General features: G+C 45.2%; 21 protein-coding genes and 5 tRNA genes. 22 read left to right on the top strand and 4 right to left on the bottom strand.

Annotated features, from left to right (window positions below):
• The first annotated feature begins 106 nt into the window (after nucleotides 1-106).
• Entirely contained in the window at nucleotides 107-379 is a 273-nt protein-coding gene (locus AZI86_RS02380; RefSeq protein ID WP_216635884.1) for a BrnT family toxin, read from the top strand.
• The gene (locus tag AZI86_RS02375) at nucleotides 351-617 is read left to right on the top strand and encodes a BrnA antitoxin family protein (RefSeq protein ID WP_061833497.1); all 267 of its coding nucleotides are present in this window, start codon (nucleotides 351-353) and stop codon (nucleotides 615-617) included. Before AZI86_RS02380 ends, AZI86_RS02375 begins: the two co-directional genes overlap by 29 nt.
• Before the next feature lie 3 nt (nucleotides 618-620).
• Here AZI86_RS02375 and AZI86_RS02370 read toward each other — a convergent pair whose 3' ends face one another.
• From AZI86_RS02370 to AZI86_RS02355, 4 genes are all read right to left on the bottom strand, one after another.
• On the bottom strand, nucleotides 621-1,889 hold the full coding sequence (locus tag AZI86_RS02370) for a CapA family protein (protein ID WP_081111757.1): 1,269 nt from the start codon (nucleotides 1,887-1,889) through the stop codon (nucleotides 621-623).
• Nucleotides 1,890-1,944: 55 nt separating this feature from the next.
• Nucleotides 1,945-4,332 carry a hypothetical protein gene (locus tag AZI86_RS02365; RefSeq protein WP_157684606.1) on the bottom strand — a complete coding sequence of 796 codons (2,388 nt, stop codon included), beginning with the start codon at nucleotides 4,330-4,332 and terminating at the stop codon, nucleotides 1,945-1,947.
• Nucleotides 4,333-4,348: 16 nt separating this feature from the next.
• Nucleotides 4,349-6,358, bottom strand: a complete 2,010-nt coding sequence (locus AZI86_RS02360; protein WP_157684605.1) for a hypothetical protein — start codon at nucleotides 6,356-6,358, stop codon at nucleotides 4,349-4,351.
• Nucleotides 6,359-6,716: 358 nt separating this feature from the next.
• Nucleotides 6,717-8,624 carry a L,D-transpeptidase family protein gene (locus AZI86_RS02355; RefSeq protein WP_061833493.1) on the bottom strand — a complete coding sequence of 636 codons (1,908 nt, stop codon included), beginning with the start codon at nucleotides 8,622-8,624 and terminating at the stop codon, nucleotides 6,717-6,719.
• Between the two features lie 235 nt (nucleotides 8,625-8,859).
• Here AZI86_RS02355 and AZI86_RS02350 point away from each other — a divergent pair, with 235 nt between their 5' ends.
• From AZI86_RS02350 to AZI86_RS02255, 20 genes are all read left to right on the top strand, one after another.
• Entirely contained in the window at nucleotides 8,860-9,378 is a 519-nt protein-coding gene (locus AZI86_RS02350) for a hypothetical protein (protein WP_061833492.1), read from the top strand.
• Entirely contained in the window at nucleotides 9,375-10,214 is an 840-nt protein-coding gene (locus AZI86_RS02345; protein ID WP_061833491.1) for a cation:proton antiporter, read from the top strand. Before AZI86_RS02350 ends, AZI86_RS02345 begins: the two co-directional genes overlap by 4 nt.
• 300 nt (nucleotides 10,215-10,514) lie before the next feature.
• Nucleotides 10,515-11,972, top strand: a complete 1,458-nt coding sequence (gene purF, locus AZI86_RS02340) for an amidophosphoribosyltransferase (RefSeq protein WP_061833490.1) — start codon at nucleotides 10,515-10,517, stop codon at nucleotides 11,970-11,972.
• Nucleotides 11,969-12,688 carry an AIR carboxylase family protein gene (locus AZI86_RS02335; RefSeq protein WP_061833489.1) on the top strand — a complete coding sequence of 240 codons (720 nt, stop codon included), beginning with the start codon at nucleotides 11,969-11,971 and terminating at the stop codon, nucleotides 12,686-12,688. Before purF ends, AZI86_RS02335 begins: the two co-directional genes overlap by 4 nt.
• Nucleotides 12,679-13,710: a phosphoribosylaminoimidazolesuccinocarboxamide synthase gene (locus AZI86_RS02330; RefSeq protein ID WP_061833488.1), complete on the top strand. Its 1,032-nt coding sequence runs from the start codon at nucleotides 12,679-12,681 to the stop codon at nucleotides 13,708-13,710. Before AZI86_RS02335 ends, AZI86_RS02330 begins: the two co-directional genes overlap by 10 nt.
• Complete coding sequence (purD, locus tag AZI86_RS02325; protein WP_061833487.1) at nucleotides 13,711-14,949, top strand: phosphoribosylamine--glycine ligase; 1,239 nt, start codon at nucleotides 13,711-13,713, stop codon at nucleotides 14,947-14,949. It abuts the gene before it with no gap.
• Nucleotides 14,946-15,560 (top strand): phosphoribosylglycinamide formyltransferase, encoded by a 615-nt coding sequence (gene purN / locus AZI86_RS02320; protein ID WP_096000870.1) that lies wholly within the window; start codon nucleotides 14,946-14,948, stop codon nucleotides 15,558-15,560. The genes purD and purN overlap by 4 nt, the downstream gene beginning before the upstream one ends.
• Entirely contained in the window at nucleotides 15,560-18,601 is a 3,042-nt protein-coding gene (locus AZI86_RS02315; protein ID WP_061833486.1) for a phosphoribosylformylglycinamidine synthase subunit PurL, read from the top strand. Before purN ends, AZI86_RS02315 begins: the two co-directional genes overlap by 1 nt.
• Nucleotides 18,585-19,334 (top strand): phosphoribosylformylglycinamidine synthase subunit PurQ, encoded by a 750-nt coding sequence (locus AZI86_RS02310; RefSeq protein ID WP_061833485.1) that lies wholly within the window; start codon nucleotides 18,585-18,587, stop codon nucleotides 19,332-19,334. The genes AZI86_RS02315 and AZI86_RS02310 overlap by 17 nt, the downstream gene beginning before the upstream one ends.
• Nucleotides 19,331-20,851, top strand: coding sequence for a bifunctional phosphoribosylaminoimidazolecarboxamide formyltransferase/IMP cyclohydrolase (purH, locus tag AZI86_RS02305; protein ID WP_061833484.1), 1,521 nt, complete (start codon nucleotides 19,331-19,333; stop codon nucleotides 20,849-20,851). The genes AZI86_RS02310 and purH overlap by 4 nt, the downstream gene beginning before the upstream one ends.
• 52 nt (nucleotides 20,852-20,903) lie before the next feature.
• Nucleotides 20,904-21,905 carry a phosphoribosylformylglycinamidine cyclo-ligase gene (gene purM, locus AZI86_RS02300; RefSeq protein WP_061833483.1) on the top strand — a complete coding sequence of 334 codons (1,002 nt, stop codon included), beginning with the start codon at nucleotides 20,904-20,906 and terminating at the stop codon, nucleotides 21,903-21,905.
• Between the two features lie 112 nt (nucleotides 21,906-22,017).
• Nucleotides 22,018-22,305, top strand: coding sequence for a hypothetical protein (locus AZI86_RS02295; RefSeq protein ID WP_061833482.1), 288 nt, complete (start codon nucleotides 22,018-22,020; stop codon nucleotides 22,303-22,305).
• A gap of 58 nt (nucleotides 22,306-22,363) precedes the next feature.
• Complete coding sequence (pyrF, locus tag AZI86_RS02290) at nucleotides 22,364-23,083, top strand: orotidine-5'-phosphate decarboxylase (protein WP_061833481.1); 720 nt, start codon at nucleotides 22,364-22,366, stop codon at nucleotides 23,081-23,083.
• Entirely contained in the window at nucleotides 23,070-23,969 is a 900-nt protein-coding gene (locus AZI86_RS02285; protein WP_061833480.1) for a TrmH family RNA methyltransferase, read from the top strand. Before pyrF ends, AZI86_RS02285 begins: the two co-directional genes overlap by 14 nt.
• Nucleotides 23,970-24,036: 67 nt before the next feature.
• Nucleotides 24,037-24,112, top strand: a tRNA-Thr gene (locus tag AZI86_RS02280).
• A gap of 27 nt (nucleotides 24,113-24,139) precedes the next feature.
• Nucleotides 24,140-24,225, top strand: a tRNA-Tyr gene (locus AZI86_RS02275).
• Between the two features lie 53 nt (nucleotides 24,226-24,278).
• Nucleotides 24,279-24,355, top strand: a tRNA-Gly gene (locus tag AZI86_RS02270).
• Nucleotides 24,356-24,370: 15 nt separating this feature from the next.
• Nucleotides 24,371-24,445 (top strand) — tRNA-Thr (locus AZI86_RS02265).
• Nucleotides 24,446-24,518: 73 nt separating this feature from the next.
• A complete protein-coding gene (gene tuf / locus AZI86_RS02260; protein WP_061833479.1) occupies nucleotides 24,519-25,709 on the top strand; it encodes an elongation factor Tu in 1,191 nt (396 codons plus the stop codon).
• Between the two features lie 102 nt (nucleotides 25,710-25,811).
• A tRNA-Trp gene (locus AZI86_RS02255) sits at nucleotides 25,812-25,887 on the top strand.
• Nucleotides 25,888-25,905 lie beyond the last annotated feature (18 nt).

Below are 25,905 nucleotides of genomic sequence, written 5' to 3'. Positions count from 1 at the left end.
TTTAAAATCAAAATAACCTAGGAATCATAATTGCTTAGCTTTTGTTGAAAGCGTGCTAATTATGGTATATACTAAAAATAAGTCATTTAGTTTCGAATGGGACAATTTGAAGTCTGAAAAGAACTTAAAAAAACACGGTGTGTCTTTTGAATTGGCGATGACGGTATTTGACGACCCCTGGGCTTGGATCACGACGGATGAAAAGCATTCGACGGTAACGGAAGTTCGCGAATGGATTGTCGGTCTTTCAGATAATGGCGTTTTGGTGGTTGTATTCACAAAACGACTTCATGGTAAGGTCTATCGGATTATAAGTGCGCGGGCGGCCAGCCGGCGGGAACGGAGAATATATGAAGACTTCAAAAAGCTTTCCTTTTAGTAAAGCGCGCAGAATTTCAGCCGAAGAAGTTGAAATGGGCCGCAAGGCCATCGAAGAAAGGACAGGCAAGAAGCGGCCCCATAGAGGTCGTCCCGCAAAATCCGAAAATGAAAAGTTCGTTCCTATTTCAATTAAGCTCCACCCTCAAGTCCTCGCATGGGCTAAAAGAGAAGCCAAAAAGCGAGGAGTGGGGTACCAGACAATTATTAACGAAACACTTCTAAAAAAGGCCGTGTGAGCATCATCTGCAAAAAATTTTTCCAAGTGGTTCTCCAGGACGAACCAGGTTTTTTGTTCCGAACTTTGGAATCACGATTTGGGAAATCATTGAATTCATTTTTTCTAGCGGAGCAATTTGGGTGCCCGTGCGATAAGTGGGCGTGTAGCCTACCGCAGAGATTTCTGTTTTTGATCCATTTTTCGTGAGTCCTAAATAGGCGACCACACCAGTTTTCTTGGCTTCTGAAGAACGCTTCCCGTCAGGTTTACCCTGCCCCGCTACAAAATTACCTAAAGAGTACATGATCACCCCTTCGCGGATGGGATTCTCATTTTTATCTCTTACTATAAATTTCTCCCAAGGTTGAAGAACATGAGGGTGAGAACCTATAACAGCAAGAGCTCCCGCCTTGATCCATTCTTGCGCATACGCACGTTGCCTAGGATGTTCTTCTTCCTCGTTTTCATCCCCCCAGTGGGGTAAAACTACGACGGCGTCAACGGAAGGTGCGACTTGAGTGATCATATCAGAAATGCGCTTGGATTTGCCCATGCATCTGAGAACTTGGTAATGTCTTACTTTCGATCTAGGTGTAACTTCATCTTCCATTCTGCCATTCGTCGACTCCGTACAACCAATAAAAGCCACCAGGAGGTTATTAATAATAGAGATATTGTAAAGATCAGAATCAAGTTCTTCGTTCCGCATTCTCATGCCGGTTGTGGGTAAGCCTATTTTCCGAGCAAACTCTAGAGTTCGTTCTATCCCAATAGATTTGCGGTCCAATGAGTGATTGTTCGCGACCGTGAGAAGGTCATAGCCCGTGTTTTTAAGATCCTTTAAAATCTGGGGATGAAAATTGAATAAAAAATTAGTGCCTGAATAGATAACCTTCTTGTCATAATCTGGATCTTTTGGTCCGTTTTCATAATAACGAGCGTCATATATCCATCCCACATCTCCCATATCGGTTCCAGATGCGTTGATTCCCATCGCGGCGGGCCCTTCTAAATTGGCAACGGAAAAGTCGGCTTCTTTGATCAAGCCATTGGTTTTATTCCAAAGTGGTGCAAAGCTTTTGGCAGGCATAATTGATTGGTACATTTTATGGTGAGGAAGAACGTCTCCGCTAAACGATATAACAGCGGAATCTCCGCCTAAGCATCTTCCAGAAAAAGAAAAATCGCGGCTGGAATTTTCAGCCATAACGTAACTCCCTGCTGAAAACGTTAACAACGTGATTAATAGGAATTTGGTCATGTATTTCTCCATTAATTTTTCCAGGTTCATTCTCTAGCAGGTTAATGATCTTCCCAAAATTAAGATAAAGAGTTTACTAAGTGCCTTACGGATCGTCCGATTTTGCCATGCCCCTAATAAAAATAAACGGGGTGAAGGATATCTCGTGGGGGCTCGAAAAGCCGTCAACATCCGAAGCAATTACTAGGTATCTCGCACGAGTGATTGGAAAATCAATCACAATGCAGTATTCGGATTCGTCCACTGACTGTTCCGCCATGTCATTGGATTCTGAGTTCACAAATTTCTCAGGAGGTTTAAAGTCAGGGTCAATGCTTGTGCATGATTTTACAACGATGTCCCGAGATGACTCCAAATGTTCCTTGAGGGCCATTCGATCTCCCAAAAAATTAAACTGGTTCTTCTGGGATAGGGCAATATCCGTTATATTTTCAATATAGTGTTTGATTCTGTCTTTCCCTAGGCCGGGTTGGATCGGGTTGTGGATTGCATCAATTTTGAAATTTACACTCATCTTAGTCGATGGCGGATGATCCTTGATTGTGTTGAGAAGAGAACGGTTAAAGGTTTCACCCGCACCTTCACAGTTCAACTCAAAATCAATCTGAAGATTATTGCTTTTTACGACCAAATTTCCTTTTTTTATTTCGAATTGTGGTTCGTCATTATCCTCATTTTTTTTATTTTGCAGCGAGTGATATCTTGATTCCAGGTCCTGTCTTTCCTTAGAAGATAAAATTCCCGCCTTATTTTTATAAATCAATTTTGGGAAATCACTTTCCAAATCCCTTTTTAAGTCGCGGATTTGAGATTTTAATTTTACACGAAATAACTTGGGAATAAAATCTTCAGAGACTTTATTCCAACTTGGAAATTCGTCATGGTATCGACCTGATTGAACGGAGTTTTGAATATCAAAGGTAAGCGCGGCGTACATGGAAATGATGCCGTTATTAAATTCACCTTCACTCAATGCAAAATTGTCAAAATCGAGTTTTTCTCCGCCCAAGTTTTCAGGAACGAATTGGTTCCCAAAACGATAGTCTTCCACAAATTGTCGCACGTCTTCTGCAAAGAGTTCAAAGATTTGAGAATTTATGTCTGGTAATTCCTGTTTTTTTTCAGAAACGATTCTGCTCACTGGATTTTCAAGATCGAACTGAAGTGTAGCGTTTGTTGTGAACCCTTTCGTTGACCATATTATTTTCGGTAATGCAGATGCATATTCCATATTAACGGAAGTCCACTGCCCAACGGTCTGGTCTTTCCTTTCATAGCCTGAATTCCAGAGATGGCGTCCCAATTCATCTGTCAACATGTGGCTTGATTCCTCGTGATTTAGGAGGTCGAACCGAAACTTAGTGCTGGCTCTTTCCACAAGGTAATAGGGAGTATATGATTTTAAGTGAATGATATTGAAAGCAGAAAGTATATGGTTGAGCCAAGGGTATTCAGAGTGAGGTGAAATTTGAAAGTCAAAACCTTGCAAAGAACTGATTGTCAGATTCTTCGATTTTAAAAGAGGTATTGTGACATCAGCATTATTATAAAAATAGAGATGAAGCTCGGCAGATGGGTCGTCTTTAACGGATCCCTTGCAAAACTTATATGATGGGGTATAGCTATGAAGCGCTTCGGGGGCAACACCCATAATCTTTGCAGGGCGCCATTCTTTGAATAAAGGCTTAATAGGAAACTCAGAAAAAAATTGTCCTACCTTTGCCCGAACGAAGTCCGAATTTTTAAATCCTGCTTGGCGCGCTTCTTTGAAGAAATATTCATGCACCAATAACGCTAGTCTGTTAATTGAGTCCAGCTGGGTCCAAAGTTTTTTATCTACGTAAAGAGTTCCGTTCTGACTGTTGCCCGGAGAGTCCTCCCAAAATGCAATCTGCACAATCTTACATCCATTGGGCAATGCAATCGGAGAGTTGGCGTCTTTACTTGGAAAGAGTTTGGCTTCTTCATCAATGAATGAAATATTCGAAATGAATTTCTGCCAGAATTTATAAGACCCAACCTCAAGCTGACCAATTGCATGCCCAAAATATCTTTTAAGATTTGAGTGCAAAAACTGCAACTCTTCATCGCTCAGTTCCTGGATGCCGCCCTGTTTAGCAGGACCCGGATGAAGTTTCAGCTTTTGAATGAATGAAGCCTCAAAAATATCACGCACCATCAATTTAGATCTGTATTGAGGATTTTTAGTCGCGTCCGAACAAAGAATCCCTTGTCCCCCGCCGCCATCGCCAGTGCCACCACTGCCGGTGTAACCGTCATCATCAGGAAGTTTTTTGTCGGAGCCGTTGGCCGTGAGGTAGTTGTTAGTTGTGCTTGGGGTGCAAGCCATAGCTGATAAAAGAACTATCCCCAAAAAAAGTACGCGCAAAGAAGTTCTGAAGAGGAGCTTCATCGTAAGAATAGGGGTGTCTAGCGTGTGCTTCGGCATTTCCACTTCTATCATTTTGCCCATAATTGGGGTTACACATTTAAAAAACAAAATCATCGAGCTTACGTTTTTTCGGCGGTATAATCGCCCTCACAGAAATATAATAGGAGGCTGTTTTTGCATTGTTGTCGAAAACTTCCTCTGTAGGCTCTGAGGTTTTAACCATAAAAAAACTATTGTTTTCCGTGATATTAATTACGAGGCAGTTCGCTATCCTCAAATCTTCGTGCTGTAATTCGAATCTTTTACCGCCAAATACGGGACTGAAATCTTCACAAGAAAGTATCTTTACCGAATCTGTTCTGGAAAGAAAATCTTTGAGGCTCTTCGCGCCCGTGCCATTCAATGAGATTTGTTCATAGATGGTCCATCCATCCTGTTGGAAGGGGGGCTTCGACGTGGAACGTCCCGAAATTCGTCTTAGCGTCTGAGCGATTTCGAAATTCAGGATTTGGGAATCATCAGTAAATTTAGCGGAATCAATGGTAAATGTGACTTCGGATGATTTTACTTCAGATGAGAGGTTTGGCATTTTGTTGTTGTCGTTATAGACAAGTCCCGCGTCTGCGCAATTGAGATCAAAGGTGACTTTTTGGCTGTCGCTTTGAAGCGATAAACGCCCATTTTGAAGATAATAGTTCTTCTTTGCATGAGGATCGAGAGCGATTTGCTCATAGTCGCGTACTAATCTTGCTTTTTCGGTTTCAGACAAAATCCCTATCTTTGATTTATACAGTAATTCCGGAAAGCTTCTGACCTTTGCCATATACCTTTCGGCATTGTTAATGGTGTAGGGACGAACCATTTTTTTTGATAAACTTTCAAGGGCCGCCGTCCATTTTGGAAAAGCTTCTGGGTATTTCCCGTTCTTGATACTTCTATCAACTTCTTGGTTTAAGACAGAGAAGGCATTCAACGTGGAAATTCTCAGTTTTTCGTCTGTTAACGGCTCAGTTTCTGTAAAAATAATGACTTTGTCCTTTACTGGATCTGAAATCATGGCGCCAACTGCGGCCCCGGAAATTAATTGAGGGTAAGGAGTTGAAAGCAGTTTTTGGATGATCGCAAATATTTGCGCGGATGCATCTTTGGGCGTGGTCGCTATTTGATCATTACGACGAAATATAGGATTTTCTAAACTAATCTGCATTACAGAGGTCGGGGTGGCTAGTTGAGAGGTCCAAAGGGCCTTCGAATCGTTAGCAGCAAATTCCATTTTGGACTCAAGCCATTCAAGGCCTCTCTTCAAATCATCATTTCGGGAAATAGCAGTTTCACGCATCCAAAAATTGATGTCCTCCTCGGAGCCACCTTTGGTATGGACGGCTACATGCGCTAGCTCCAGAGCGGTGGTAGCTCGAGGTCCAACGATAAAGTTCACCGGCTGTAAAGAGCTTATACCTAGGCGTTTAGATTTTATGATAGGAATTGCCAATTGGTTGCCATTATAAAGGAATAATTGAATGCCCGACGATGGGTCGTCCGCTACGGAGCCATAGCAATATTTATATCCGTTTATATCTAAGGGCAGAATATCTTTCGAAGACTCCTCTGCTGCGGGTGTCCAATTTTTCACTAAGGGCGGAAGTCCTTCAGAGGAAAATAGCTTTCCGATCTTCGCACGAACAAAGTCGGAATTCTTAAATCCAGCTTGGCGCGCTTCCTTGAAAAAATACTCATGGGCGAGTAAAGCCACTTTATTTATAGAGTCCAGCTGCTCCCAATAGGATTTATCGATATATAAAACGCCGTTTTCTCCCGCAGCTTCGGAGTCATCCCAAAATGCAATTTGCACGATCTTGCATCCTGATGGCAGAACGATGGGGGAGTTGGCATCCTGACTTGGGTTTAGTTTCGCACCATCATCAATAAATGAAATTTTTGATACGAAAGACTGCCAAAATCGTTCATTACCAATTTCCATTTTAAGTAAGGCGTGGCCAAAATAAGAGCGAAGGATTTCGATTAAAAACCGGATTTCTTCGCTACGAATTTTTTCTTTACTGTCACTTTTATTTATTGGCCCTGGCTTTAGGTTAAGCTTGGACACGTAAAGGGATTCGAAAATATCGCGGACATAAAGTTTTGATTTAAACTGGGGCAGTTTCGTGTTTTCTGAACACTTGATTCCTTGTCCACCACCACCATCACCAGTGCCGCCACTGCCGGTGTAACCGTCATCATCCGGAAGTTTTTTGTCGGAGCCGTGTGCTGTAAGATAGTTATTCGCGGTCGAAGGACTGCACGAGATTTGACTGAAAGATAAAACATAGATAAACGTAAGTGAGCACAGCCGCATCAATTTCTTGATACGGCGAGATGAATTTTTTATCTTCATCAATTTTCTCAAAAATGCGTTTAAATCCTTAAACATTTTTTTTCTCAAGTAAAAATTTTTGATCGGATCCTTATTGGTTTCCAAGAGCTTTTAAAGCTGAATCCGAGTTTGCCATTTGGTCTAATGCTTTTATAATTCGTTCGTCTTGCTTGTAGATATCTTGTCCGAAACCAATTTCGCCATCGAGATAGTTGACGGTTGTTGTGCCAAAAATATAAACGGACACTGGAGATACCGGATCGGCCTTGGCTTCCAAGCCTTGTTCAAACTGGGCCTTCATTTGAGCGTCAGCCAAAAGACTGCCGGCAGAGTATTCTAATGAGGCCTCGACATTGGCAAGACGCTCATGAAGTGTTCTGCCGTAAATTCCAGAAACAGATTCAGGATCCTTCAGGTAGGCCGCCAATAAGAATGGTTTTTCAAGGCGGATACAGCCATGACTGAAATATCGAACGATTTCGTTGAATTTATTTTTCGCATTGGTGTCATGCAAGTAAATAGAATGATCATTCGTTAGATTGAATTTTACCATTCCCAACGCATTACGCTCGCCTCTTTTTTGACGGAACAAATATGGAGGGGGTTTCTGCATCGTATATTGTCCCCAGTTGATAGAATTGATTTCACTGTCCGTCAAAATTCTCTTACCAGATACAATCTCAACGTTGGAAGCCGCTAGATTATCTGCTGGGGAGCTTCCAAATTGTGGAATTGTTTCTTTCACGACGATACTGTTTGGAGATGTCCAGTAGGGCGCAAGAACTATGCTTGTGACTTTATCTAGCATCGATGGCGTCCCTGTCAGTTCAGCTCCCACTACTACATTCATACGCATCATTAATTGGCCACCATCCATGACATCAAGCTGCTGTCGACCCATGTCGATAAGGATGAAGCGATCTGGTGTTTTGCGGGGATAAAGACGCCATTTTTCCAAGTTAGCGCGAATTTGAGAAATTCTTTTTTGTACTGGCTGGTCAATTGCCCCGTAAGCAGCAGGGCCTACAACGCCGTCAGCCTTCAGAAAGTTGTACTGTTGAAAGCGTGACATGGCCTCAACCATTGAGGAGTCATAGCTTTGGCTCATGTTGGCTCTTTGATCATATGGTAAATAGCCGAAATCAACTAAGCGCTGTCTTAAACCGACGACGTTTGGATGACTTTGTCCCGGTCTAAGAACGATATTTTTATCCAGACCGTACCAGCCGCCCATCTTGATTCCATCATTAATTTTTGCAAGGGATTCAACAAGCAGTGTGTATCCTTGCACCTGAGGAGCAGTGTTCGCCACGCCTGCGAATAATTCATCTGGATTTGCATTTTTTGTAATAGAGTTGAGATATGCCAAAGATGGAGCTTCATTTTTTTTCAGTTCAATATCCTGGAGACCTTGGCTAGGATCGCGAGGATTGATCCGCCCCGTAGACATATCTTTTACAAAAAGCATGTATCCTTGAGTCAGAAGAAGATCGAGCTCAGCGACTGAGTTCCAATCTCCACCTACAAAACGTTCTTTAACATCGTTCGTTAGGTAATATTGTGGCTCAAGGCCATGAAGAGTCGAGAGGTTGGTCAGAAGATCTTGAAGAGCTTTTCCCATGTTCGAGAGCCCTTCTTCATTTGTCCAGATCGCTTTATTGCCGCGAAGGGCATATAATGCTCTCACGTTTTTGATATCGATAGCTGTATTGCCAATTCTGTTGGGATTTTGGGATATCAGGCGCGCAACTGCCTGATTAAGTACCGCAGGTGCAGGAATAGCAGCGCCATATTGTTTTAGGGCCGGTTGATTGGCCGGTGGATTGTACTGATTATTTTGTGTAGGTCTAGTTTGCTGCCTGCCCGGATTTAAAGTGTTTCCGATCTTTTCTTTTACTTTCTTAGGATTAAAAATATCCAAAAACTGCGCCTGCGCCGTAGAAACACAAAGAACAGTGGCCATGAAAGTCATGCTGATCGGCTTAAGATAATTCTTCATTTTTTAATCCTCCGGGAACTTAAAGTTGCTAACTCACGGAAATATTGCAGGAACGAAACCAGTGGGAAGGGGGGCTAAAGATAAACAAAAGGGGGCTGGCGCACCAAAGATGTCTAGGCCCTAGACACCAGGCCCAAGCTCGGCCCGAGGCAACTCTTCAATCTCATTGTGAGACGCTGGCAGCTGCACCGCTAAAGCGCTTCCCAAGATAGAAGTTATCCGCTAAATAAAAAGCATGTCGCAAAGTCTCAACCACCTTTTTGAATCCCATACACCGGCTTCGCCCGAAGGGGGTGAGTTTCTCAAAGAGCTTGAGCGCAGCATCTCTCAAGATCTTTGGAAAAGTGCGGGGGGCCCGTGGAGTGAGTCTTCTGAAAATATCTTTCGGCAAAGGGCCATGGAAAAGTTGGCCAAGGCCGTTCACGGAACCACCCGCGAAGATTATCAAAAGGCTTGGAATGAAGTGGTCCGAGATTTTCATCAAAATTACTGGGGCGAAAAAAGACTTCTCAAAAAAGAAAAAAAACCTAAGACCGAAGAACAAAAGATTTTCTGGGAATTGTTTTCTTATATCTGGATGATGCTGCAAGCCACCTTGGTGGTGAAAACCGCCGTTTTTTATTTCGGAATTAAATCGGCCAATGAGGATTCAACGGAAGGTAAAATCTATGTCACCTTGGCGATTTTATTTTCATTTGTGTCACTTTTCTTTTTTGCTTACCGCAAGTCTAAAAAGAACAAGGATCCCAGGTGAAGTTTATTTTATGGCTGATTTTCGGTTTGTTGTTGGGCCCGTCGGTTTTGGCAATCAAATCTCCAGAGTGGTTTAATGGCGCCTCGCAAGCAGCGGGAGGAATTTTTCTATTTCTGGCCGGTTGGGAGATGCGTTTTCTAAATCTGTATCCAGACCGAAAATTCTACCTCCTTGCTTTTGTTGGAAGTTTTGTCGTTCCGGCAGTGACGGGGTGGGTTGTCTTTCAAAACTTTTTCATGGCCATGGCGATGGGTATTTCAGCACTGCCCATTACGATTCAGCTTCTTAAAGAAAAAGGCCTTTATGCCACTTCACTCGCTCGACGCTCAATCACTTTGGCCAGTCTTTGTGACATCGGTGCGTGGCTGGCACTGGTGTGGTTGCTTCCTGCGGAAAGTGTTGGGGCCTGGGTCCTCAGTCATTGGATTGTCTTGGCGTTTTTTGTTGGTCTTTTATTAGGGCGCATTATTGAATGGCCCACTCAGAAATCATTTTTGATACACGCACAAACTTGGATCTTAGCCCCTCTGTTTTTTTTGGGGTTGGGCTGGAAGATCGATTTGTGGCGGCTTTTTGACTTAAAATCCTTTTTGACCGTCTTTATTTTGGCGGTGGCGACAAAATCAGTTGGAAGTTATGTCTTTTCGCGTTGGGCGGGCGCGAATCACAAAGACTCTTGGAATCTTGCGGCAATTCTTAATGCGCGCGGAGCCATGGAAATCTTAGCTGCCAATTTCGCCTATGATGCGGGATTGATTTCCGGTCCGCTCTTTTCAGCCTTGGTCTTACTGGGGATTCTGACGGCCGTGATGGCCGTTCCTTTGGTCAGAAAATAGAGGAATTTCACGCGTCTTGTGCCAGCCCGTGTTGAATTGTCAGGATTATGTCAGGAACCTTGACCAAACTCTGTCATCGTCGTTAGTTTTACTCATTCCGAAAACATATTGAAAAAGAGAGACAATGGCTCTGGTTTTATTCTCTAAGAAGAAATCGCTCTTTAGGCCGCCCTCGGGGGCAGGCAGCCACTGGTCTGACACCCCACGTGTGTCCTCTCACCCAAAGTGTTTCAAAAATTTGAATCTTCTAAATAACGGCGTCCCTTCGACGCCGTTTGTTTTTTTAAAGGCGGGTCGCTTATGTGTGGTGTAGTGGGGCTGATTGGTGAATCCAAGGCCGGTGAAAAGCTTTATCCCGCATTATTTGCGCTTCAGCATCGGGGTCAAGATGCCGCAGGAATTTTAAGCTATGACTTTGAACGATCGCAGTTCCACTTAGAAAAAGATTTGGGATTGGTTGAAGACGTCTTCACGCCTGAAAGGCAACAGCGCCTTAAAGGCTCCATGGCGATTGGTCACACGCGCTATTCAACCATTGGAACCGTCGATAAGGAAGACTTGCAGCCATTGTTCCTCAGTTATCCTTATGGCATGGGCATGATCCATAACGGCAACGTCACCAATTATGACGAAGTTGTGAGTTACTTACGCGATCGCAAGCAGCGTTGGACTTTCAGTCGCAATGACTTAGAAATTTTGATGCACATGACAGCCGTGGGCTTAGCTTCCCGTAAAGACAGCCCCGATCTTCCTAAAAACCTTGCCGCTTCCGTTCAAGAACTTTTAGAGAAAGTCCAAGGAGCTTACAGCGCCGTCGGAATGCTTGCCGAGCAAGGTCTTTTTGCTTTTTGTGATTCGCACGGGATTCGTCCGATGTTGATCGGTCGCAAAAAAAATGGCGATAAATACAGCTACTGTTTTGCCTCTGAAAAACAGGTCTTTTTTGGTCTGGGTTTTGAATTTTGGAGAGATTTGGGCCCCGGTGAGCTTGCGTTTATCGATAAAGATCTCAATTTTCATTCGTTCAACTTAAGTCAGAAAAAAGCCCGGCCTTGCATGTTTGAATGGATTTATTTCGCCGGCTCCGAAACCGAATGGCATGGTCGGCCGGTGTATGAAACGCGTTTAAACCTAGGACAAATCTTAGCCGAAGAGGTTCAGAAAAAGGGCTTAGATGTTGATGTGGTGGCACCTGTGCCAGATACTTCCCGCGCGGCCGCATGTCGTTTAGCCGAAGTTTTAGAAAAGCCTTACCGTGAAGTTTTAATTAAAAACCGTTACGTGCAAAGAAGTTTTATTATCAACTCGCCAGAGCTGCGTAAGATGATGGTGAACTTAAAACTTTCCCCTGTGGAAAGTGAAATCCGCGGGAAAAAGATTTTGCTAGTCGATGACAGCATTGTGCGCGGCACGACGTCCGCACGTATCATTCAACTTTTAAGAGACGCCGGGGCCGAAAAAGTTTATTTAGCGAGCACCTGTCCGCCAATTCGTCACCCCTGTTTTTATGGCATTGATTTCCCGGACGGGGAATCCTTGGTGGCGTATCAACGCACGGAAGATGAGATTGCTAAAGCGCTTACGGTCGACGCTTTAGTCTATTTACCTTTAAATCGTCTGAAAGAAGGCATCGGGTTGCAAGACCTGTGCAGTGCTTGTCTAGACGGCGAATATCCAGTTCCAGTATCAACAGAAGATTTTTTAAAAACCCGTAAACACAATACCGGTGGAGACGGAAAAAGTGAGGTCCCTCTATGAAGATTCAAGTGCTTTTTGGTAGCGCAAGTGATGAAAGAGTTTATGGTCCCTTATGTCGATCTTTGGAAAAATGTGGCCCGGTGACCATGGAAGTGGCTTCGGCACACAGAAATCCCGACCGTGTTCGTGAAATCGTCACGACTTGCGGAGCTGATGTGTTCGTGGCGGGTGCAGGCTTAGCAGCCCATCTTCCAGGTGTGGTAGCCTCTTTGACTCAAAAACCCGTTTTTGGAATTTCCGTAAATGGGGCCTTCGCGGGATTAGACGCCTTTCTTTCAGTGGTGCAAATGCCTAAAGGTGTTCCGGTGGCTTGCGTGACCGAAGAAAACGCCAATTCAATTGCTGATATGCTGATCCGTTGGAAAAACATTCCTAGTGATAAAATCCATCTTCACTGGAATAAAAATCTGGAATCTTATTCGCCAATTCAAAAAGCGATTGAAGACATCCAAACTCAAAGTGGCGCGGCGGTGGAATGGACCGACGTGAAAGATGCAAAATGTTTCGGTGAAATCGTCAGCCCTTGGGAATTGCCACAATCTTCTGGCTTAAACTTGTTCCTTTGTGAAAAAGAACAGTTGGCCAATTCTCAATTGGCTTTGGACTTCTTCACGAAAGCCAAAGCAGGTGGTGCGTGGGTCGGTGCTAACAACATCGGTAACTTTGTAATTCAGTGGAAAAAACTAGTAGAAACAGGGAAAACAGCATGGAACTAGTCTATACAGGTTCAGTTAAAGATCTTTATAAAGACGGTAACAAGTTGGTGTTCAAATACAGCAATCGCTATTCCATTTTTGATTGGGGCGAAATGCCAGACGAAATCCCTCACAAGGGCGAGGCCTTGGCTTCCATGGCGGCGTCTTTTTTTGAACACTTGGCAAAAAAAGGCATTCCTTCTCACTTCGTGGGAACAGTAAATCCAAATACCATTGAAGTAAAAGCCGTTAAGGTTTTACGCCCGCATTTCATTGAAGGTCAGTACGACTATTCGATGTACCAAGATCGCCCGACAGAGGCTTTAGTGCCATTAGAAGTGATCTTTCGCAAACACTTGGGACAAGGAAACTCTCTTGAAGGTCGTTTAAAAAAGAATCCGGCCTATTTGGCGGATCTTGGTCTTAAAGAAGTTCCGTCGGGTGCAACGACCTTTGATCCTGCCTTGGTCGAATTTTCAACCAAACTTGAAACGTCCGATCGCTATTTAACCAAAAAAGAAATCGCGGACATGAACATCGTGTCTGAAGGCGAACAAAAAGCCCTGCGCGCGCAAACACAAGAAATCGTGGTAGAGCTTGAAAAGCTTTTTCAATCTTTCGGCGTGAAACTGTGGGACGGAAAAGTTGAATACGCGTTCGGTAAGAAAAAGGCTGACGGGGATCGTGAGCTTTTACTGGTTGATTCTATTGGTCCTGATGAATTGCGTTTAACTTACGAAGGTTTGCCACTGTCTAAAGAATTTTTGCGTCAGCTTTACGGCAATACGTCTTGGAGCGATGCCGTGAAAAAGTCTAAAGAGTTGGCGGCCGAAAGAAAAACTCAAGATTGGAAATCCATCTGTAAAGATGAGCTTAAAGAAGTTCCCAAAAAACTCTCTGCGCAACAAATCGAAGTCAGTGCGTTGTTGTATCAAGCCTTAGCTAATGAGGTCGCGAGCGTTGTCGGTCGTAAAAAGCCATTTGCGGAAGAGATGACTTTAAAGCGTTGGCATGAAAAGGCCCAAGAAATTTTAGGAAACTAAATGAAAAAGGTTGTGGTAGTAGGTAAAGGGGGACGTGAACATGCGCTAGCCGCCAAGCTGCGCGAGTCCTCTGAGGTGAGTGAGCTTTGGGTGTGCCCAGGGAATCCCGGAATGCAAAAAATGGGAATCCAATGCGCCCCTGTTGAATCACCGGCGGATATTGAGGCATTTTGTCTTGAAAACAAGGTGTCTCTTGTCGTGGTGGGGCCCGAGGCTGCGATTCTTTCAGATTTAAAATCTCGTTTAGAATCTAAAAACGTTCCTGTCTTTGCTCCCACGCCGAATGTTGCCAAACTGGAATCATCGAAAGCCTTTTGCAAAGAGGTCTTAGAAAAATCCGGCGTGCTGACCGCGCACTGGAGTTTGGCCCAAAATAACGAGGACGCTTTAAAAGAAATCCACGCTCATGATTTTTCTAGCCCGATCGTGGTGAAAGCCGATGGCCTTGCCGCCGGCAAAGGTGTCTGGGTTTGTGAAAGCTTAGCTAAGGCCGAAGAGGCCGTGGACGTGTTGGGGTCTCAATACGGATATCCACTGTTAATTGAAGAATGTCTTATAGGTAAAGAGCTTTCCGCCTTTGCACTTTGCGATGGCAAGGACTTTGTCGTTTTGGGAACAGCCTGTGATTACAAACGAATCACCCCAGACCCTTTTAGTGCCAACACCGGGGGCATGGGGGCTTACAGTCCTTGTGACTTTATTTCTGCTGAAGATGATAAAACCATCCACGAAACCTTCGCAAAGACTTTAAATTATCTCTCATCTCAAGGAACACCCTTTCAGGGCTTTTTATTTGCGGGTTTGATGAAAACGGCGAAAGGGCTTTACGTTTTGGAATACAATGTTCGCATGGGTGATCCAGAGACCCAAAGCCTGATGCCGCGATTAAAAAGTGATTTAGTAAAAATCATCACCGCGGCAGTACAACACGAACTCAAAAATCAAACGTGTGAACTTTCGTCATTGACGTCGGTTCACGTCGTGGCGGTGAGCCAAGGATATCCACAAAGCCAAATGATTTTGGGAAATCCCGTGACATACCCGACCCAAGAAACAAAGTCTCGACTTTACTTTGCCGGTGTTGGCGAAAAAGCCGGGCAGATCGTTAATACCGGCGGACGAGTTTTAGGAATGACGGCGTTAGCGGCCTCCAAAGAAGAAGCGCGCAAGCAAGCGTATGAAGATTTAAAAAAGGTCTCTTATGAAGGCATGTACTTCAGAGAGGACATCGGACTGTGAAACCTGTGAAGGTCGCTATTTTTGCTTCAGGAACGGGTTCAAACGCCATGGCTTTGATTCAAAAATCTAAGACGCTGTCGCAGTTAGAGATCTCATTTGTTTTGTCGGACAAAGCCACGGCCCCTGTTTTAGCGAAGGCTCAAAATGAAGGGGTGCGCACCTATTTAGTAGAAAAAAAACAAGATAAAGCCACCCATGAGGCTGAAATTTTAAAACTCTTAAAAGAGCACAAAGTGGATTGGATCTTGCTGGCGGGCTATATGCGCTTGATTTCGGCAGACTTCTTAGCGAAGTTTGCAAGCTGGCATCAAGGTAAAAGCCAAATCGTGAACATCCATCCCTCGCTCTTACCCGCGTATCCCGGCGTTGATTCGATCGCGCGCGCTTATAACGACAAAGTGTCCCATACGGGGATCACAATCCATTTTGTCGATGAAGGCATGGACACTGGGGCCGTGATTCGCCAAGAACCATTGGCGATCCATGCTGCCGAATCCCTGGAGCAGCTGGGTGCACGTATGCACCAACTTGAACATCGTATTTATACTGATTTTTTGGACAGCCTTTCAACCGGCCAGCAGTCCACGGTCTATTTTGAGGAGAATCCCTAATGCAAAGAATTTCCGTTCGCAGTCTTTATGACCATAGCGCTGAAGAGAGCCTCAAAAAATCTTTTGCTAAAGAAGCCCCGATCACGGATTTAAAACTTCGCCGTGTCTATTGGCTCTTAGAAAAAACACCAGGCTTTGCCAAAGAAATCAAGCTCGACACTTTAATGGATCGTATTTTCTTTGATCCCGTGGCCGAAGAAATCAAACATGGCCTGCCAGAATTCCGCGCCGACGCCACCTACGTGGAAGTTCGTTTCTTAGCTGGGGTGACGGACAATATCGCGCGTTCAGCCACCGAAGCTTTGATGCTCTTTTCACCGCAACATAATACTTCTTGGCAAGAGTTCGGTATTGAAGCTCACAGCGGGTGGGAACTTGAAATCCACGGGGATTTTAATCAAAAACAAATCGAAAAAGTGTTATTTCAGTCTTTGGCCAATCCGCTTTTAAATAAAGTCGATGTGGCGCGAGGATCTGAACAAAACACCATCAGTCTTTGGAAAAACTTTGGCCATTTCTGGGATTCGCCCGCCATCTCAGACCGAAAGCTTTTGCTTTTTGATCTTAAGACCGATGTCTTGCAAAAAATAAATTCAGAGCGCGGCCTGGCTTTAAGTGATGAGGAAATTCAAACCATCATCAACCACTTTTCAAGCCCCGAGGTCGTAAAAAGCCGTGAAGCCCAAGGGTGGGCTAACAAAGTCACTGAGGTCGAATTAGAGTGTCTAGCCCAAACTTGGAGTGAGCACTGTAAGCACAAGATCTTTGCCGCCGAAGTCGAGTATTCAGAATCTCAAGGCGATTACCCCGCGATTGGGAATAAAAAAGTCACCAGTCTTTATAAAAGCTATATTCAAAAAGCGACCAAAGATCTGCAGGACTGTGGATACTTGGTTTCTGTTTTTAAAGACAATGCCGGGATCGTTGATTTTGATAAAAATATTAATGTCTGCGTGAAAGTAGAAACGCATAACAGTCCTTCGGCGCTAGATCCTTTTGGTGGGGCCATCACGGGGATCTTGGGAGTTAATCGCGACATCTTAGGTTGTGGATTAGGTGCTAAGCCTATCGCCAATATGGATGTGTTCTGTCTTTCTAAAAAAGAACTTTTTCCTCCCGCAGAGTCCCTAAAACGTCCTGAACTTTTAAAGGACCCCGGCGTGATCTTCCGCGGGGTTCATCAGGGTGTGGAAGAGGGCGGAAATCAAAGTGGTATTCCAACGGTGAATGGCAGTTTTTATTTTGCCAGTGAGTTTGCGGCAAAGCCGTTAATATTCGTGGGCTCTTTAGGAATCATGCCTAAAAAAGTCCAAAACCGTCATTCGGAAGTTAAAGAAATCAACCCCGGTGATTTGATTGTCGTTGCCGGGGGCCGCTTAGGTAAAGACGGGGTTCACGGCGCGACGTTCAGTTCGCTGGCCTTGCATGACCACGTCGCTTCCAACGTCGTACAAATCGGGGACAGCATCACGCAAAAGCGTTTATTAGACTTCACATTGCAAGCACGCGATCGCGGTTTGATCCAAGCAATCACGGATAATGGCGCAGGCGGTGTGAGCTCTTCGATCGGGGAAATGTCGCAATACTCTGGCGGCGCACGGATGGATTTAAGCAAGCATCCACTTAAATATTCTAACTTAGAATTTTGGGAAATGCTGATCAGTGAATCGCAAGAACGTATGTCCTATGCGGTGACTCCAAATAACATCAGTCCGTTTTTGCAATTGGCTCAAGACATGGGTGTTGAAGCGAGTGTCCTTGGGGAATTTACCAATAGCGGAAACTTCGAAGTCGTGCATGGGGCGACACCCCTGGCGACTTTGAATTTACACTTCCTTCATGAGGGTTTAAGCCGCATGAAGATCAAAGCTCACTTTGAAGGTCCGAAAAAATACCAAGAGTTTTATCGAGAAACCGCAAAAACGCCCGCCCCAGCCCCGACGGCGGAAGGTGTGCAAAAAGCATTAGAAAAAGTTTTGGCTTCACCCAACGTGGCGTCCCGTGAACCGATCGTGAGATATTACGATCACGAAGTTCAAGGGGCCACGCGCTTAAAACCTTATGGTGGTAAAACTCAACAAGGGGCTAACGATGCCGGTGTGATTGATTTATCGGTCCACGGAGGGGAAGAAAACAACGCCGTCGCCGTATCCAATGGTCTGTGCCCTCAGTTTTCATATTATGACACTTACTTGATGGCGCAAAAATCTGTCGATGAGGCGATTCGTAATCTGGTGGCGACCGGGGCGAACCCAGAAAAAGTAGCACTTTGTGATAATTTCTGTTGGCCGGATCCAATTGAAAAATCAAGCAACCCCGATGCTCATCACAAAATGGCGCAGTTAGTGCGCGCGTGTGAAGGTCTTTACGATGCTGCGCAAAGCTTCCGGGCTCCCTTTGTCAGCGGTAAAGACAGCATGAAAAATGATTTCATCGGAAAAACTAAATCCGGCGAAACGGTTAAAATCTCAGTCCCGCCAACACTGTTAGTGACGGCGATAGGTCAAATTCCTGAGGCCAATAAAACATGCCCTGGATTCTTCCGAAAAGCCGGGGAGGAAATATATATCTTAGGTCAGCTGACGAGCAGTCTTTATGCTTCGACTTTGGCGCAAGAATTTGTCGTTAACGAAGAGGCCCCTGAATATCCAAACTTAAAAGCCAACAACGATCTTTACAAAAAAATCTTCCAAGCGCATCGCCAAGAACTTATGTCTTCGTGCCACGATCTCTCCGAGGGGGGATTGATGGGGGCCTTGGCGGAATCTTGTTTTGGTAACGCCTTAGGCGCAAACTTAAATTTGAACGACCTCACGTGGAATCAGCTTTGGTCTGAAACGGGCTCGGTCTTTGTGGTCAGCGTGCCGACTGAAAAGAAAAAGGATTTTGAAGCGCATTTTGCAAAGGCCGCAAAACATGTCGGAACAACAACGGCAGATGGCCAAATGAAATGGTCGTTCGGCGGGAGCACGCAAACAGTTCCGACCGCAAACTTGCAAAACATCTGGTCTAAGGGAGTTTTAAATGTCTACGAAGCCTAACCAAACAGCTCCCAAGTTCTTAGTCCTTTGGGGTGATGGCATTAACTGTGAAAATGAAACGGCCCGCGCTATCGAGCTTGCAGGGGGATCCGCGAAAAAGGTTCACGTCAATGAGCTTTTAAAAAATCCTAAAAGTCTTCACGAATATCAAGCCATGGTGTTTCCGGGAGGATTTTCATTCGGCGATCACCTGGGCAGCGGTCAGATTCTTTCGCTTAAATTAGAAAACGTCTTAAAAAGCGAATTACAAGAATTCGTAAAAACTCGTCCCGTCCTGGGAATCTGCAATGGCTTTCAGACCATGATTCGTCTAGGTCTCTTGCCCGACGCCGATTTCAATCGCACTTGTGCCTTAGTAAAAAACCGCCAAGGTCATTTCATTGACCAATGGGTGACGGTGGAGCGCGATGAAAAATCTCCGTGTATCTGGACGAAGAATCTTCCGAAAGAATTTGTTTTACCGATGCGCCACGGGGAAGGACGCTTTGTCTGTAAAGAAGAAAGCTTGTTAAAGCGACTTATCCAAAATAACCAAGCCGTTTTGAAATACAAAGAAGACGTCAATGGCGCGCAAGCGCAAATCGCCGGCGTCTGTGATCCTTCAGGTTTGGTGTTCGCATTGATGCCTCATCCCGAGGCCGCTTTGCACGATTGGCACTTGCCATTTGAAGGCACGGCTTACGGCTTAGAATTTTTTAAAAATGCAGTGACTTACTTAAGGACTCAGCCATGACTATTAAAAGAGCTTTATTAAGCGTATCTGATAAAACGGGTTTATTAGATTTAGCAAAAGTTTTAGCCGCACAAAATGTTGAATTGATCGCCAGTGGTGGCACGGCTAAATCTTTAGAACAAGCCGGTTACAAAGTGACCGCCGTTGAAACGTTAAGCGGTAAAGGTGAGGCCTTTCAAGGTCGCATGAAAACTATCAGCTTTGAGATCGCTTCAAGTCTTTTGTATCGCCGCGAAGACCCTTCCGATATCAAACAAGCAAAAGATTTGGGTATCAGCCCCATTGATTTGGTAGTAGTGAATTTGTACCCATTCCATGAAACTTTAAAAAAGAATTCAAGCTTTGCTGAATGTATCGAAAACATTGATATCGGCGGACCGACGTTGCTAAGAGCCGGGGCGAAAAACTTCCGTTCTGTCACGGTTTTGTGTAATCCCGAACAATACGGCACTTTTATCAAAGAATTCCAAGAAAACAAAGGTGAGACGAGTTTAGAGTTCCGCCAAAAATGTGCGTCGCAAGTTTACACGATGACGGCTTTTTATGATCAAGCGATCGCGTCTTACTTAACTCAAAGCACGGGTGAATCTTTAAGATACGGTGAAAACCCGCACCAAAAAGCCTTTGTGATGAAAGATCCTTTCCAAGAAGGCCTGGCACACGCCAAATCCCTTCAAGGTAAAGAGATGTCTTACAATAACTACCTGGATGCGGATTTCGCTCTTAAAACTTTGCAAGATGTGCATCAATGGCAAGGGACTAAAAGTCTGCCGACGGCAGTTGTTGTGAAACATAATACGCCTTGCGGCCTGGCGATCGGTGAAACCCCGATCCGCGCCTTAGAAAAAGCCTGGAAAGGGGACGAGAAAAGCTCTTTCGGGGGAATCATCGCGCTGAATTTCCCCGTAACAGAAGAAGTCGCGGCGTTTTTCACTGACAAATTTGTCGAAGTGATTTTAGCACCGTCATTTGATGAAAAAGCCAAGGAAAAGCTAAAAAAGAACTGTCGTATCATGGAAGTGAAGTTGAAATCAGAACCGGCGTGGCAAGTCCGCTCGATTGAGGGCGGCTGGTTGGTGCAAGAGGCTGATACGTTTGATCTTTCAAACACCAAAGTCGTCACTAAAAATCCGGTGAGCGAAGATAAAAAACGCTTAGCAAGTTTTGCAATGCTTGCGGTGAAAAATCTAAAAAGCAACGCCATCGCCTTGGCTCGACAAGAGGGCCCGGAGTTTGACCTTATGACGATGGGATCAGGCCAAACCAATCGCGTGGATTGTATTGAAAAGCTGATCACTTCAAGACTCACTGACAAAGGAATCAAAGATGTTTCAGAGGTGGTCTTGGCGTCGGACGCCTTTTTCCCATTCCCAGATTCTGTGCAAGTGGCTGCCAAATTAGGGGTCAAGTGCATCATTCAGCCCGGTGGCTCGGTGAAAGATAATGACGTGATTGCGGAAGCAGATAAACTGGGTATTTCGATGCTATTCACGGGCCGACGTCACTTCCTTCATTAGTTTTAAAGAAGGAAGAAAGTATTTACCTAGGTTTTTTTAACTGGAGAGAAAAATGTCAAAAATTGACTACAAAGAAGCCGGCGTCGATGTTCACAAGGCGGATGCCTTTGTGGAGCGAATCAAAAATCTTGTGCCGACGACATTTAATGAAAATGTCTTAGACGGTATTGGCGGATTTGCTTCCGTTTACAAGTTGAATGAAGAAAAATACATCGCCGCTTGCACCGATGGTGTGGGAACAAAGTTAAAGCTGGGTCAGAAGTTGAACAAACACCACGGCATCGGGATTGATCTTGTCGCGATGTGTGTGAATGATCTTTTGTGTGTAGGTGCGAAGCCTTTGTTTTTTTTAGATTACATGGCCTTTGGAAAACTCGACACGCGCGTCAGTGAAGAGCTGATCGCCGGCATGGTGGACGGTTGTAAACAATCGGGAATGGCTTTGGTTGGTGGCGAGACGGCAGAGATGCCGGGCGTTTACCAAGACGGAGAATACGACCTTGCCGGTTTCAGTGTGGGTGACCTTGATCCTAAAGACATGTTCAGTGAAAAGAATATGACCGAAGGTGATGTGATGATTGGTATTGCCTCGAGCGGTTTTCATTCTAACGGGTACTCTCTTTTAAGAAAGCTTGTGAAAGACGACGAAAAGGAGCTGATGGAGCAACTTTTGGTGCCGACAAAAATTTACGTCGAAGTATTCACGCAATTGCGCAAAAAATTTCAAGGAAGCATCTTGGCGGCGGCACACATGACGGGCGGGGGGATTGATAACATCCCACGCATGAGCGAAGCCTTTGATTACGATTTGAGTTCTTGGCCGCCATCCACTGAAATTGCGCCGGTATTTAAACCCATCGTCAGTCGTTTAGATATTCCGCAAGAGGAACTTTTCCGTACCTTCAATATGGGTATTGGATTGACGGTCTTAGTGAAAAAACAAGACGCTGAAAGTGTTTTAAGCTTTTTAAAAGACAAAAACGTGAAGGCTTGGAAGCTGGGTGCCATCAAAAAAGGAACCGGTCAGGTCGCGTTAACGCAAAAGTGGGTTTAAGATTACATAAAAACAATCCACACGGTGTTTGCTGACAGCTCACTCGCATTTAGATGCTCTCTTTCAGATTCCCCCGATATCTTGGGGGAATAACTTTTGAAAGGAGTTACTCATGAAATTGCCTGTGATTTTAACTGTAGCCGCTTTGATGTTTATGGCTCCTGCCGTTTATGCTGCTGACACGGTGGTGACGCCGCCAGCCCCCACCGGACCTAATGCGAAGGGCTTAGAGACAACTCAGCCTTCTAAAGAGGTGGCCAAAGCTCCTCCAGCGCATCATAAAGAAAAAAAACATAAACATAAAAAAACCAAACCTCTTTCTCCCAAAGAGCGTGAAGAGATGGAAAGACGCAATGACGTTAATCAGCCCGCGTTGCCAGAGGAAAACGAAGTTAAATAGTCTCTTCTTGCCTGCCTAGCTCTCCTAGTGAGATGCTAGGCAAAAACCAAGAGGACACATGAAAAAGAACCTGCGCGCCGAGCCCATGAGAAATCCCATCATTCTTGCTTTGGATGTGGACACGCGAGATCAGGCTTTGAAAATCGCCGACAGCTTAGCGGAAATCGTGGGAGGTTTTAAACTCGGACCCCGTTTGTGCCTCCGTTATGGGATGGATTTCGTCAAAGAAATCGCCCAACGCGGGCCCATTTTTTTGGATAATAAACACTTCGATATTCCCTCGACAATGGAGGCCGCCGTTCGCGCCAGTTTCGATGCCGGAGCGTCGCTTGTGACCGTGCATGCCTTAAGCGGGCATGAGGCCTTAAAGCGCATGGCTGAGGTAGAAAAAGAACTTAGCCAAAAAAGACCCTTTAAAATTTTAGCCGTCACGATTCTGACTTCTTGGGATCAAAACTCGCTTCCTGGGAATATGAAACCTCAGCCGATTGCCCAGCATGTGACGGAGCTTGCGGGTTTAGTAAAGGCTTCGGGGTTGTCTAGCGTGGTTTGTTCTCCGCACGAGTTGGACCTTTTACAAAACCAGGATCTTTACCTTGTCACGCCGGGAATTCGCTTTAGTATGCAGGATTCTGGCGATCAAAAACGCATTATGGGTCCTAAAGAAGCTCTTCGCAAAGGGGCCTCGGCCCTGGTGGTTGGTCGTCCGATCCTTGAAGCAAAAGACATCAAGGAAACGGCAACTGATTTTGTGATGGCAGTGTATGAAGAAAAATAACTCTCGATTTTCAAGCAATAATAAATCAAATCAAAAATCTTCGCGGGGGCCTTCTCAAGGGGGACCTCGTCGCGGTGGTGGTGAGCGCGCCCTCCAAAATGGTGGCAGTCGCAATGAAAATCAAATCCCGCGCGACTGGCGCGTGATCATCGGCACTCATGCAATCACGGAAGTTTTAAAAGTTCGTCCGAAACAAATCAAAGGCATGTGGTTACGTCAAGGGTGGGAAGACTCTGCAGAGTTGCGTGAACTCAATGATCTGGCACTGGCGGCGAGAGTGAAAATCGAAGTGAAAGCCTCCCAGGTTTTAGAAAAGTTTGGTTCTTCGGTCCAGGGAGCTGCGGCTTTTGCTGAGGGTGCGCCCGAGTTTGATATGCAAGGTCTAGCTGAGCTGGATACATCCATTGTTTTGATTTTGGACGGTATCGAAGATCCGCACAATTTAGGTGCAATCGTGAGAACTTCTTGGCTTACGGGAGTTGACGGTGTTTTGATTCCTGAGGATCGCGCGGTGGGTCTAAGTCCGATTGTGCATAAAGTGGCTTGCGGCGGGGTCGAACATGTCCCTGTTGAAGAGACTACGAACTTTGCTAAGTATGCGGAAGAACTTAAAGAAAAAGGGTATTGGATTTTCGGTCTGAGCCCCCGCGGAGAAAAATCCATCTTTGATTTGAAACTTCCCGAAAAAGTCGTCTGGGCGATCGGTTCCGAAGACAAGGGAATGCGTGTGACAACAGAGCGTCTGTGTGATGAGTTAGTGTTCATTCCGCAGGCAAGTGCCTCTGCAAGTTACAACGCTTCGGTAGCCACGGCGATGGCATTGACCGAGACGTTGCGACAGCATGCAAGTCAGCACGCGACGCGTGAGAACACAAAAAAATCGTAATCCGGCAAATAAATATCTTTGACGGGCGGTCGTTTTGTCCGTAAAACATCTCGGTTATCTCAGTAATGCTGGTTTAGCTCAATTGGTAGAGCAGCTGATTTGTAATCAGCAGGTTGCGGGTTCGAGTCCCATAACCAGCTCCATTTTTTTCTGAGGATTACGTTCACAATGGGTAGGTGCCCGAGTGGCTAAAGGGGACGGACTGTAAATCCGTTAGCTTGCGCTTACGAAGGTTCGAATCCTTCCCTGCCCACCATTTGAATGTTTTCGCCGAGAATAGGGTTACTGAAGATACGGGCGTTCTGATGGGCGGGAGTAGCTCAATTGGCTAGAGTATCTGCCTTCCAAGCAGAGGGTTGCGGGTTCGAGACCCGTCTCCCGCTCCAAATTTCAGAAGCTACGCCCATGTAGCTCAGTGGTAGAGCACACCCTTGGTAAGGGTGAGGTCGTCGGTTCGGCTCCGATCATGGGCTCCACTTGTTACTTGTATTAGTTAGATAAAATAAGTAAGGTTTTAAGACTTAAAAATAAATCTCTGCAGGAGGAATAATGTCTAAAGAGAAATTTAACCGTAATAAGCCGCATGTGAACATCGGCACAATCGGTCACGTCGACCATGGTAAAACAACTTTGACTGCTGCGATCACTACTACTCTTGCAGCGGCTGGTAAAGCTCAAGCGATGTCTTACGATCAAATCGATAAGTCTCCAGAAGAGCGTGAGCGTGGTATCACCATCTCTACAACTCACGTTGAGTACGAAACTGACAAACGTCACTACGCTCACGTTGACTGCCCAGGCCATGCTGACTACGTAAAAAACATGATCACTGGTGCTGCTCAAATGGACGGCGCGATCCTAGTTGTTTCTTCAGCTGACGGTCCAATGCCACAAACTCGTGAACACATCCTTCTTGCTCGTCAAGTCGGTGTACCTGCTCTAGTTGTTTTCATGAACAAAGTAGACATGGTTGACGATAAAGAACTTCTTGAGCTTGTTGAGCTTGAAGTTCGCGAACTTCTTTCTAAATACGAATTCCCTGGTGACGAGATTCCAATCGTTAAAGGTTCAGCTTTGAAAGCTCTTGAAGGCGATCAATCTGAAATCGGTCGTCCATCTATCATGAAATTGATGGATGCTTGTGACACTTACATTCCAGAACCGGTTCGTGCTACTGACAAAACTTTCTTGATGCCAGTAGAGGACGTATTCTCTATCTCTGGTCGTGGTACAGTTGTTACTGGCCGTGTAGAGCGTGGTATCGTTAAAGTTGGTGACGAGGTTGAAATCGTAGGTATCCGTCCAACTCAAAAAACGACTGTGACTGGTATCGAAATGTTCCGTAAACTTCTTGACGAAGGTCAAGCAGGGGACAACTGCGGTGTTCTTCTTCGTGGTACTAAAAAAGAAGACGTTGAGCGTGGCCAAGTTCTTGTTAAACCAGGAACAGTAAAACCACACAAAAAATTCAAAGCTGAAGCCTACATCCTAACTAAAGAAGAAGGCGGACGTCATACTCCATTCTTCAATGGTTACCGTCCTCAGTTCTACTTCCGTACAACAGACGTAACTGGTGTTTGTACTTTGAAAGCTGGAACTGAAATGGTTATGCCTGGTGACCGCGTTGAGGTTTCTGTAGAGTTGATCGCTCCAATCGCAATGGAAAAAGAATTGCGTTTCGCGATCCGCGAAGGTGGCCGTACAGTTGGCGCCGGCGTAGTTACTGAGATCCTTGAGTAGTAATAACGCTAATAAGCTAAGTTAAAACCACCCGGGGGACTCCTTGACAAGAGGGTCCCCCTCGGTGTTTCTTGGCATGTGTATTTATTTGTTTTTTGATGCAGGGGTGTAGCTCCAGCGGTAGAGCGAACGACTCCAAATCGTTAGGTCGTGGGTTCGAATCCCTCCGCCCCTGCCAATTTTAAGTTTTTAACCA

It is taken from the genome of Bdellovibrio bacteriovorus (assembly GCF_001592735.1).
GTDB lineage: Bacteria > Bdellovibrionota > Bdellovibrionia > Bdellovibrionales > Bdellovibrionaceae > Bdellovibrio > Bdellovibrio bacteriovorus_D.
This window is presented reverse-complemented; position numbering and strand designations above follow the sequence as displayed.